Origin of the sequence: Streptomyces beihaiensis, assembly GCF_026274175.1 — a bacterium.
Taxonomy (GTDB): Bacteria; Actinomycetota; Actinomycetes; order Streptomycetales; family Streptomycetaceae; genus Streptomyces; species Streptomyces beihaiensis.
The window spans coordinates 1-10394 of the sequence record NZ_JAPHNL010000104.1 but is presented as its reverse complement, the minus strand read 5'-3'; the positions used below and the strand labels follow the sequence as shown (position 1 = coordinate 10394).

The 10394-nt window shown below is 68.5% G+C and carries 10 protein-coding genes and 1 pseudogene; 7 read left to right on the top strand and 4 right to left on the bottom strand.

Annotated features, from left to right (window positions below; all coding sequences use genetic code 11):
- Positions 1-96: 96 nt before the first annotated feature.
- On the top strand, positions 97-462 hold the full coding sequence (locus tag OFY01_RS11810; protein ID WP_266599008.1) for a cupin domain-containing protein: 366 nt from the start codon (positions 97-99) through the stop codon (positions 460-462).
- A gap of 61 nt (positions 463-523) precedes the next feature.
- Here OFY01_RS11810 and OFY01_RS11805 read toward each other — a convergent pair whose 3' ends face one another.
- Positions 524-1111, bottom strand: coding sequence for a methylated-DNA--[protein]-cysteine S-methyltransferase (locus tag OFY01_RS11805; protein WP_266599006.1), 588 nt, complete (start codon positions 1109-1111; stop codon positions 524-526).
- 328 nt (positions 1112-1439) lie between these two features.
- On the opposite strand from OFY01_RS11805, the gene OFY01_RS11800 reads away from it, so the two are divergent.
- The 6 genes from OFY01_RS11800 (at position 1440) to aroQ (ending at position 8347) form a co-directional block, all read left to right on the top strand.
- On the top strand, positions 1440-2291 hold the full coding sequence (locus tag OFY01_RS11800) for an MHYT domain-containing protein (RefSeq protein ID WP_266599004.1): 852 nt from the start codon (positions 1440-1442) through the stop codon (positions 2289-2291).
- A 73-nt stretch (positions 2292-2364) separates the two neighbouring features.
- On the top strand, positions 2365-4518 hold the full coding sequence (gene uvrB, locus OFY01_RS11795; protein WP_266599003.1) for an excinuclease ABC subunit UvrB: 2154 nt from the start codon (positions 2365-2367) through the stop codon (positions 4516-4518).
- Positions 4519-4678: 160 nt separating this feature from the next.
- Positions 4679-5281, top strand: coding sequence for a TerD family protein (locus OFY01_RS11790; protein WP_266599001.1), 603 nt, complete (start codon positions 4679-4681; stop codon positions 5279-5281).
- Between the two features lie 338 nt (positions 5282-5619).
- On the top strand, positions 5620-6621 hold the full coding sequence (locus OFY01_RS11785; protein ID WP_266598999.1) for a TerC family protein: 1002 nt from the start codon (positions 5620-5622) through the stop codon (positions 6619-6621).
- 69 nt (positions 6622-6690) lie between these two features.
- The gene (locus tag OFY01_RS11780) at positions 6691-7791 is read left to right on the top strand and encodes a calcium:proton antiporter (RefSeq protein WP_266599010.1); all 1101 of its coding nucleotides are present in this window, start codon (positions 6691-6693) and stop codon (positions 7789-7791) included.
- Positions 7792-7873: 82 nt separating this feature from the next.
- Positions 7874-8347 (top strand): type II 3-dehydroquinate dehydratase, encoded by a 474-nt coding sequence (gene aroQ, locus OFY01_RS11775; RefSeq protein ID WP_266598997.1) that lies wholly within the window; start codon positions 7874-7876, stop codon positions 8345-8347.
- Positions 8348-8368: 21 nt separating this feature from the next.
- Here the strand turns inward: aroQ and OFY01_RS11770 are convergent.
- From OFY01_RS11770 to OFY01_RS11760, 3 genes and pseudogenes are all read right to left on the bottom strand, one after another.
- Positions 8369-8536: pseudogene (locus OFY01_RS11770) on the bottom strand (MBL fold metallo-hydrolase); the annotation flags it as partial.
- Between the two features lie 804 nt (positions 8537-9340).
- Positions 9341-9718, bottom strand: coding sequence for a hypothetical protein (locus OFY01_RS11765; protein ID WP_266598995.1), 378 nt, complete (start codon positions 9716-9718; stop codon positions 9341-9343).
- Positions 9719-9941: 223 nt separating this feature from the next.
- A partial coding sequence (locus OFY01_RS11760) for an MBL fold metallo-hydrolase (RefSeq protein WP_266598993.1) occupies positions 9942-10394 on the bottom strand: 453 nt, incomplete at its 5' end.

Genomic DNA, 10394 nt, shown 5'->3' with positions numbered 1-10394 from the left:
TTGGGCTTTCGGCCGGTGCGGCGAGAGGGCGTGCCGGGCGTCGCGACGGGGCGAACGTTGCCTGTCGGGGCACTAGCGGTGATTACGGTGGCCTCCATGACCACGACCGATCAGACCGCAGCCCCCTTCGCCGTCCGCATCCCGGAGGTGGAGCTGGAACCGGAGCCGCTCGACCCCGACCAGATCGTCTCCGGTGAGCCCGTCGTCACCGGAAAGGTGCTCTGGGAGTCGCCCGACGGCAAGCAGCTGCGCGGCATCTGGCAGATCACGCCCGGCGTGGTGACGGACACGGAGGCCGACGAACTGTTCGTGGTCGCCGGCGGCCGCGCCACCGTCGAGGTCGAGGGCGGTCCCACCTTGGAGGTCGGGCCGGGATCGGTCGCCGTCCTGCGCGAAGGCGACCGGACTACGTGGACGGTGCACGAGACGCTGCGCAAGGCTTACCACATCACTCTGAGCTGAACCGTGTGCTCTGAGCTGCAACCTGCGCTGCGTTCTGGAGGAAGGGGCACGCGGCCGCCCGTCAGAAGAGCGGCTCCGGCAGCACCCCCTCCAGCGCCAGCAGCCTGCGCTTCGTCTCGAGCCCGCCGCCGAAGCCGCCGATGCCCCCGTCGCTCTCGACGACACGGTGGCAGGGCACCACGACCGGCAGAGGGTTGGCACCCATCGCCGCCCCGACGGCCTGCGCCGCGTCCGGCTGCCCGACGCGCCGTGCCAGATCCCCGTACCCGACGACTGTGCCGTACGGCACCTCTGTCGCCAGTTCGCGCAGCACCTGCCGGTTGAAGCCGCTGCTCAGCGACCAGTCCAGCGGCAGCGCGAAGACGTGACGCCGCCCCGCGAAGTACTCGGCGAACTGCCGCGCGGCCTCGGAGAGGACCGGGGAGCCGGGTGCCTCGACGGGATCCGTCCCGAAGCGGGAGCCGAGCCGTGCCAGCGCCCGGTCGCGCACCGCGGGCGAGGCGTGGAAGGCCACGTGCGCCAGTCCCTCCGGCGTCGCGGCGAGCAGCAGCGGTCCGATGCCGCTGTCCACGACCGTCCACACGACGGGCCGCGGGGTGACCGTGGTGTCCCGCGCTCTCTGGTTCTGTTTCTGCCCCGTGGCATCCATGCCGACCACCGTAGGGCCCGCCACTGACAATGCCTCCCGCCGCTGCGGCCCACACGTGACAGGCGCCGCGCGGGCGTGTGAGAGTCGGACACCGACACGGGAGGGACGCCAACACGAACACGGGACGGACACGGGATGATCGCCGCTTGAACAGAGTTATCCAACCGCGACCGCTCCTGTGCGCGGAGCCGGAAGTCTTTGCCGGAAAATCGTCCGTACGTTCTCTCGTGCGCTTTAGTCTCAGCTTCGACCGCGGTCGAAGCTGAGACCGTCGGAGAGGGAACCGGCAGAGCGTCTCAAGGCACGACATGCGGGAGGGCTGCGTCGTATGCAGGGCACGGTCGACGGCTTCAGTTACGGTCTCGTCACCCCGGTGGTGGCCTACCTCATGGCCTGCCTGGGAGGTGCCCTGGGACTTCGCTGCACGACCAGGGCGCTCCTGGTGGTGACGAGCTGGCGGGCCGGGTGGCTCGCGCTGGGGTCCGCGGCCATCGGGTCGGGGATCTGGACCATGCACTTCATCGCGATGATGGGCTTCAGCGTCAAGGGCGTGGCGATCCACTACGACAAGCCGACGACGTTCGCGAGCCTCGGCCTGGCCATCGTGATGGTCGGCGTCGGCGTCTTCATCGTCGGCTACAAGGGAACGACCTGGCCCGCCCTGTTCACCGGAGGCACCATCACAGGGCTCGGTGTCGCGTCGATGCACTATCTGGGCATGGCCGGAATGCGGCTGCACGGGACGATCGAGTACAACACCTTCATCGTGGCGCTCTCCGTGGTGATCGCCATGGTCGCCGCCACCGCCGCCCTCTGGGCGGCCGTGCAGATCCGAGGCATCCGCTGGAGCATCGGCGCGAGCATGATCATGGGTGTGGCTGTCTCGGGGATGCACTACATGGGCATGGCCGCCATCACGGTCCACCTGGACAGCCACCCCGCGGGGACGCCCGGAGGCGACTCGGCGGCGAGCATTCTCGGCCCCATGCTGGTCGGCCCCCTGGCCTTCCTGCTCCTGGCCGGCGGAGTCGTCCTCTTCGACCCGCTGATGGTGTCGGGGCGCCCCGACTGGCGCGACGTGCAGGAGGCCGCGGACGACGTCGGCACCCCGGCCCCTCGCATCCCGCGGCCCCGCGGTGCCGTCGGCCGACCGGTGCAGCGCGCCCCGCAGGGCAGGTGAGCGAGGCCCCCGAGAGCCGGCCCGGGCAGCGGATGCGGCCCGGTTGTCAGTGGCGGGTCGTACGGTGGATTCCATGCGGCCCGTATCCAAGATCGAACGCACGGTGGCGCCCTTCGAGGTCGTCAGCCCCTACCAGCCCAGCGGTGACCAGCCCGCGGCCATCGCAGAGCTGGAAAAGCGCATTCGCGCAGGTGAGAAGGATGTCGTCCTGCTGGGCGCGACCGGCACCGGCAAGTCCGCCACCACCGCGTGGATGATCGAGAAGCTCCAGCGCCCCACCCTGGTGATGGCGCCGAACAAGACACTGGCCGCCCAGCTGGCCAACGAGTTCCGCGAGCTGCTGCCGAACAACGCGGTCGAGTACTTCGTCTCGTACTACGACTACTACCAGCCCGAGGCGTACGTGCCGCAGTCGGACACGTACATCGAGAAGGACTCCTCGATCAACGAGGAGGTGGAGCGCCTGCGCCACTCCGCGACGAACTCCCTGCTGACCCGCCGGGACGTCGTCGTGGTGGCCTCCGTCTCGTGCATCTACGGCCTCGGCACGCCGCAGGAGTACGTGGACCGCATGGTCCCGCTCAAGGTGGGCGAGGAGATCGACCGCGACGACCTGCTGCGCCGCTTCGTCGACATCCAGTACACGCGCAATGACATGGCGTTCCAGCGCGGCACCTTCCGCGTGCGCGGCGACACCATCGAGATCTTCCCCGTCTACGAAGAGCTCGCGGTCCGCATCGAGATGTTCGGCGACGAGATCGAGGCGCTGTCCACGCTGCACCCGCTCACCGGCGAGGTCATCAGCGACGACGAGTCGCTGTACGTCTTCCCGGCCTCCCACTACGTCGCGGGCCCCGAGCGCATGGAGCGCGCTGTCAACGGGATCGAGAAGGAACTCGACGAGCGCCTGGCGACCCTGCACAAGCAGGGCAAGCTGCTGGAGGAGCAGCGTCTGCGCATGCGCACCACGTACGACATCGAGATGCTCCGCCAGATCGGCTCCTGCTCCGGCGTGGAGAACTACTCGATGCACTTCGACGGCCGTGAGCCCGGCTCCCCGCCGAACACCCTGCTCGACTACTTCCCGGACGACTTCCTGCTGGTCATCGACGAGTCGCACGTCACGGTGCCGCAGATCGGCGCCATGTACGAGGGTGACGCGTCCCGCAAGCGCACCCTGGTGGACCACGGCTTCCGGCTCCCCTCCGCCCTCGACAACCGTCCCCTGAAGTGGGAGGAGTTCCAGGAGCGCATCGGCCAGACCGTGTACCTGTCCGCGACGCCGGGTGCGTACGAGCTCTCGCGTGCGGACGGTCACGTGGAGCAGATCATCCGCCCCACCGGCCTCGTCGACCCCGAGGTCGTCGTCAAGTCCACCGAGGGGCAGATCGACGACCTGGTGCACGAGATCCGTACCCGCACGGAGAAGGACGAGCGTGTCCTGGTCACCACCCTCACCAAGAAGATGGCCGAGGACCTCACGGACTACTTCCTCGAACTGGGCATCCAGGTGCGGTACCTGCACAGTGACGTCGACACGTTGCGTCGGGTCGAACTGCTGCGCGAGCTGCGCGCGGGCGAGTACGACGTCCTGGTCGGTATCAACCTGCTGCGTGAGGGGCTCGACCTGCCCGAGGTTTCCCTGGTGTCGATCCTCGACGCCGACAAGGAGGGCTTCCTGCGCTCGGGCACCTCGCTGATCCAGACCATCGGCCGCGCCGCGCGCAATGTGTCGGGCCAGGTGCACATGTACGCCGACAAGATCACACCGGCGATGGAGAAGGCCATCGAGGAGACCAACCGGCGCCGGGAGAAGCAGATCGCCTACAACGAGGCACACGGCATCGATCCCCAGCCCCTCCGGAAGAAGATCAACGACATCGTCGCCTCCATCGCGCGCGAGGACGTCGACACGGAGGCACTGCTCGGCAGCGGCTACCGCAAGGCGGGCAAGGACGGGAAGGGCGCCAAGGCCCCCGTGCCGTCGCTCGGCGGCAAGGCGGAGGCCGCGGGCAAGGAGGCGCCGAAGAGGAAACGCGGCAAGGCGGCACAGACCGTGCCCACCGACCGTCCCGCGGCCGAACTCGCCGAGCAGATCGAGGAGCTCACCGAGCGGATGCGGGCCGCCGCGGCGGAGCTGCAGTTCGAGATCGCGGCACGGCTGCGTGACGAGGTGTCCGAGATGAAGAAGGAGCTGCGGCAGATGAAGGAGGCGGGCCTGGCCTGATCCGTGGCGGTGGGCGGGAGAAGGTGGTGGTGTGTTGTGGTGTGTTGCAGGACCGCCACAAACCCCGCCGAGCGCCCTTGGCCGCGCGGGTGGCGCCTAGGGTGGGGAGCAACCGCGCGAAAGCCGCGGAAGCAGGGGACGGTGCGAGAGGGGACTGTGCGTGGCGGCCGATTTTTCCAAGGGACCCGGAGTCAACCTGTCCAAGGGGCAGGGCATCAGCCTGGAGAAGGGGGACGGCGGCACTCTGACCGCCGTGCGCATGGGGCTGGGCTGGCAGGCGGCGCCCCGGCGCGGCCTGTTCGGCATGCGCACGCGTGAGATCGACCTCGACGCGTCGGCGGTGCTCTTCGCCGAGAAACAGCCTGTGGACGTCGTCTTCTTCCGCCATCTCGTCAGCGACGACGGCTCAGTGCAGCACACGGGGGACAACCTGGTGGGAGGCGCGGGCCAGGGCGCCGACGACGAGGCGATCCGCGTCAATCTGCAGCGTGTACCGGCCCACATCGACCAGATCGTCTTCACCGTCAACTCGTTCACCGGCCAGACGTTCCAGGAGGTGCAGAACGCGTTCTGCCGCCTCGTCGACGAGTCGACGGAGCAGGAGCTCGCCCGCTACACGCTCGGCGGGGGCGGCCGCTACACGGCCCAGATCATGGCCAAGGTGCACCGCGCGGGCACGGGCTGGAAGATGACGGCCCTCGGTACACCGGCGGACGGTCGCACGTTCCAGGACCTGATGCCGGCGATTCTGCCCTGCCTGTAGGCATCCCTGTCTGGGCATCTCTGTCTGCAGGCATCTCTGTCTGTGGGCGTCACCGGGCAGGGGCGGGTGACCGCCCCTGCCCGGTGATCTGAAGGCGGCTCCCACCTGCGCGTTTGGAATTTTCTTTACCCATCCCTTTACCTTTCCTTGGTGCTTCCCGTACGCTTCTTGCAGCGGAGGGGAGTACTCCCGAACGCGACGTCCCCGTCAGTACGGACGCACCGGCCCGTCGGCCGCCGGTCCCGGGGCGTCGGCCCGACGTGCGCGCAGGCGTCCGGGTGGAAGAGACCTCCGGCAGCGACGACGCTGATCAGTAGCCGTACGACGCCGGAGGCGCAGTGGACGTATCGATGACCTTGTGGGTGCTGACCGTTCTAGGTCTGTGCGCCTTGATCACCATCGACTTCTTCATCGGGCGCAAACCACATGAAGTGTCGATCAAGGAAGCTGGGATCTGGACCGTCGTCTGGATCGTGCTGGCGGCTCTGTTCGGCATCGGCGTCATGGTCTGGGGCGGCGGACAGGCCGGCGGCGAGTTCTTCGCGGGCTTCATCACGGAGAAGTCGCTCAGCGTCGACAACCTCTTCGTCTTCATCCTGATCATGGCGAAGTTCTCGGTGCCGACACACCTCCAGCAGCGTGTGCTGCTCTTCGGCGTGCTCATAGCCCTCGTACTGCGGGCGGTCTTCATCGCCGCGGGCGCCGCGATCATCTCCAGCTTCGCTTGGGTCTTCTACCTCTTCGGTGCGTTCCTCCTCTACACCGCCTGGAAGCTCATCCAGGAGGCGATGTCGGACGACGAGGAAGAGAAGTTCGAGGAGAACCGCATCCTGAAGTCCATCGAGAAGAGGTTCGGCGTCGCGGACCGTTACCACGGCACCAGACTCTTCATCGCGGAGCACGGCAAGAAGGTCATGACGCCGCTCCTGGTCGTCATGCTCGCCATCGGCATGACCGACGTGCTGTTCGCGATGGACTCGATCCCCGCGATCTTCGGTCTGACCCAGGACCCGTACATCGTCTTCACAGCCAACGCGTTCGCGCTCATGGGGCTGCGCCAGCTGTACTTCCTCATCGGCGGACTGCTCAAGAGGCTGGTCCACCTCAGCTACGGCCTGTCGGTGATCCTCGGTTTCATCGGCGTGAAGCTCGTCCTGCACGCGCTGCACGAGTCCGGCGTCCGCGTGCCAGAGATCTCCATCCCGGTCTCGCTGGCCGTCATCTGCGGCGTCCTGGCCGTCACGACGATCACCAGCCTCGCCGCCTCCAGGGCGCGGACGGAGCGGGAGAACCCCGAAGCCGCCGAGGGCGAGAAGCACAAGGACGGGGTCGGTGCCTGAGCCGGACGACCGGGCGCGGCGCCGAAGTCGCGCCCCCGGTCCACCACGGGCACCATCGAGGGCATGACCATGATCACCGGAGTACGGGCCCTGGCCACGCGGTGGACCGTCGCGGTTCCCGTGCTGGCGGTGGTGCTCCTGGCGGGCACATGGGGGCGCGACCTGCCGGGAGCCGTGGTCGCCCTCGTCTCTGTCGTCCTCGCGGGTTCCGTGCTGGCCGCCGTGCACCATGCGGAGGTCGTCGCCCACCGAGTGGGGGAGCCCTTCGGGTCACTCGTCCTGGCCGTCGCCGTCACCGTGATCGAGGTGGCGCTCATCGTCACATTGATGGCCGACGGTGGCGACAAGAGCGCCACTCTCGCCCGGGACACCGTGTTCGCCGCCGTCATGATCACATGCAACGGCATCGTCGGCCTCAGCCTGCTCACCGCCGCGCTCCGCCATCGCGTGGCCGTCTTCCAGTCGGAGGGGACCGGCGGCGCGCTCGCCACCGTCGCCACGCTCGCGACACTCTGCCTGGTCCTGCCCACTTTCACGACCAGCAAGCCCGGACCGGAGTTCTCCACCTCCCAGCTGGTCTTCGCGGCCGTCGCCGCGGTCGTCCTGTACGGGCTCTTCGTCGCGACGCAGACCGTGCGTCACCGCGACTACTTCCTGCCGGTCACCAAGCACGGCGAGGTGATCGACGCCGACGACCACGTCGGCGTGCCGACGACTCGCGCCGCGCTGACCAGCCTCGTCCTGTTGGCTCTCGCGCTGGTCGCCGTCGTCGGCCTCGCCAAGGGGGTATCCCCGGCCATCGAGTCCGGCGTGGAGGCGGCGGGACTGCCGCACGCCGTCGTCGGCGTGATCATCGCCCTGCTCGTCCTGCTGCCGGAGACCATCGCGGCACTGCGAGCGGCCCGCAGGGACCGGGTCCAGACCAGCCTCAACCTCGCGCTGGGCTCGGCGATGGCCAGCATCGGCCTGACCGTCCCGGCCGTCGCCATCGCGTCGTTCTGGCTGTCGGGCCCCTTGCTCCTGGGGCTCGGCGCGACCCACATGGTGCTGCTCACCCTCACGATGGTGGTGGGCACCCTGACCGTCGTACCGGGGCGCGCGACACCGCTTCAGGGCGGCGTCCACCTCGTGATCCTCGCCGCCTACGTGGAGCTGGCGGTCACGCCCTGACGGGGTGCGTGCGGGGCCGGTGGCCGAGGGCGTCGTGATAGACCCTCAGGGAGCAACAACCGACAGACATACGGAGCCCGTCGTGCCGCGCAACCTCGCCACCGCCCCGATCATGGTCCTCAACGGACCCAACCTGAACCTCCTCGGCAAGCGCCAGCCGGAGATCTACGGCCGGGACACCCTCACCGACGTCGAGGCGCTCTGTGTCAAGGCGGCCGCCGCCCACGGCGCCACCGTCGACTTCCGGCAGTCCAATCATGAGGGCGAGCTGGTGGAGTGGATCCACGAGGCACGCGAGCAAGCCGTCGGCATCGTCATCAACCCCGCCGCCTACTCACACACCTCCGTGGCGATCCTGGACGCGCTCAACACCTGTGACGGCCTTCCCGTGGTGGAGGTCCACATCTCCAACATCCACCAGCGTGAGGAGTTCCGGCACCACTCCTACGTCTCCCTGCGAGCCGACGGCGTGATCGCCGGCTGCGGCGTCCAGGGTTACGTGTTCGGGGTGGAGCGGGTCGTGGAGCTGTCGGCGCCGGGCGAGGCGCACGCCTGACCTGGTGCGCTGCTCGCGAGATCACCAGCCGCGCTCGCGCCACTCCCCGAGGTGCGGCCGCTCGGCCCCCACAGTCGTGTCGTTCCCGTGGCCGGGGTAGACCCACCGCTCGTCCGGCAGTGGCGCGAAGATCTTCGACTCCACGTCGTCGATGAGGCTCGCGAAGGTCTTCGGGTCCTTCCACGTGTTGTGCCGGACTGGGCGTCCCACCGCCTGGAGTTGAAGCGGTTGGGGTTGTAGTCCTCCTTGGTGGGGTCGGTGGCGTTCGGCTTGTCGATTCCGGTGCATTCGGACTTGCCGTCGGAGCCGTAGGCGGTGTAGCCGTAGGCGGCCTTGGTGTCGGCGTTGCTGTCGGTGAGGGTCTCGACATCGGTGTGGCTGTTGTCGCCGTAGTAGCCGTCCGGGGTCGTACCGTCAGTGTTGTGGGTGACCTGGGACAGGCGCTCGCTCCATGGGCTGTACTGGTACGACTTGGTCAGCGTGCCGGCGACCTTCTCCTCCACGACCCGGCTCGACGGGCCGAGGTCGTCGAAGTTCGTCGTCTTGTTGTTCGCCGTCGACCAGTTCATCGTGCGGTTGGACGGACGACCCGCCGAGTGCGGTTGGACGGACGACCCGCCGACGTCAGCGTCCGGGCCGTCCGCCTGTTGTCGCAACGGACACGTGGCGACCGGCCTCAGCCTCGGACCTGGACCGTGCGACCGATCGGGTCGCCGGGCTCCACCCGGTGATCGCAGGTCAGCTGGCGGCCGGTCCGGGCCGACATCGCGGCCCTGTCCTTGGGGGTGAGCGGCCCTCAGGCGGCGGACAGCGCCGGACGTGCGTGTCCCGAATGGCCTCCGTGGGGGACTGGCAGGCGGTCCTCGACGACGTCGCGGAGCAGGGCTGGAAGTGCCAGTACTCCGGGCGCTGATCGAGTCGGTCCCCTTGCAGACCTGTAGGTCAGGTGAGAGAAGTGCCTATGTAGCGGAGGGCGCAGTGCCGGGCGTCTGATTAAAGCTGTCGAGGTGATTGCCGCCCGTCCAGATTCAATGCCGCAGACGCCACCACGGAGAGCCACGTCAGCTCTTGGAGGAGACTGGCGCGAATCTCGCCGGCCTCTTGCAGCGCCCGCTGCCTGCCGTCGTGGTCCAAGGAATCGTCATAGATCGCCGACACGGCGCTCGCAAGTCTGTACGGGATGTGGCGCAGCTCTGCGGCCTGGCCGGCGACTGCCTGCGGCCTGTCGATCACCACCGTGTTACGGGCTGTGTCGATCCAGTCGGCGGCTTCGGCCGTCTCCGCGAGGTGCCGGACGGGTCGGCCGGTCAATCGAGCGCCGTCAATTCCGTCGTCTCGGGTCGCCTGGGCCAGTGCCGACATCGCCTTCATGAAGGCGATGTACCTCGCTCGCCGGTTCTCCAGGCGCCGGCCCACGTGATCGACGTACAGCTGCGTGCGGGCCTGTTCCTTCGACTGATCAAGCTCCTGGCGCTTGCTGCGCGCCGCTGTTCGCGCCTGCCAGGTCGTACCTGGTCAGTGCCAGGGAGGCGCCGAGGCCCGTGCCAACGACGCCTACCAGGGCGGTGATGATCCGAGTTCTCACTGTCCGCGACTACCAGCCCCGAGCCCACCACTCCTGAATGTGCGGGCGCTCCGCCCCGAGAGTGCTGTCGTTGCCGTGCCCGGGGTAGATCCAGGCCTCATCTGGCAAGTTGAACACCTTCTCTTCAAGCCCGCTCATCAGGCTCTGGAAGTCTTCGGGGCGCGTTGTCCGCCCAGGACCTCCAGGGAAGAGGCAGTCGCCGGTGAAGACGTGCGGGTGGCCGTGCGGGTCGTCGTAGACGAGCGCGATGGAGCCGGGCGTGTGGCCGACCAGGTGGCGGGCCGTGAGCGAGATCCGGCCGAATGCGACCGTGTCCCCGTCGTCGAGGGGGACGTCCGTGGTCACCGGGATGCCGTCGACGTCCTCGCGACCCGCGTACGTACGCGCGCGTGTCGCCTCGACGACCGGGGCGAGGGCCTGCCAGTGGTCGCCGTGCCGGTGGGTGGTGACGACGGCGTCGAC

Bases quoted from the DNA above. Each gene is read 5' to 3' on its own strand.
- OFY01_RS11810 (WP_266599008.1), top strand. From the start codon at position 97: ATGACCACGACCGATCAGACCGCAGCCCCCTTCGCCGTCCGCATCCCG.
- OFY01_RS11780 (WP_266599010.1), top strand. From the start codon at position 6,691: ATGATCACCGGAGTACGGGCCCTGGCCACGCGGTGGACCGTCGCGGTT.
- OFY01_RS11765 (WP_266598995.1), bottom strand. From the start codon at position 9,718: ATGAAGGCGATGTCGGCACTGGCCCAGGCGACCCGAGACGACGGAATT.
- uvrB (WP_266599003.1), top strand. From the start codon at position 2,365: ATGCGGCCCGTATCCAAGATCGAACGCACGGTGGCGCCCTTCGAGGTC.
- OFY01_RS11805 (WP_266599006.1), bottom strand. From the start codon at position 1,111: ATGGATGCCACGGGGCAGAAACAGAACCAGAGAGCGCGGGACACCACG.
- OFY01_RS11800 (WP_266599004.1), top strand. From the start codon at position 1,440: ATGCAGGGCACGGTCGACGGCTTCAGTTACGGTCTCGTCACCCCGGTG.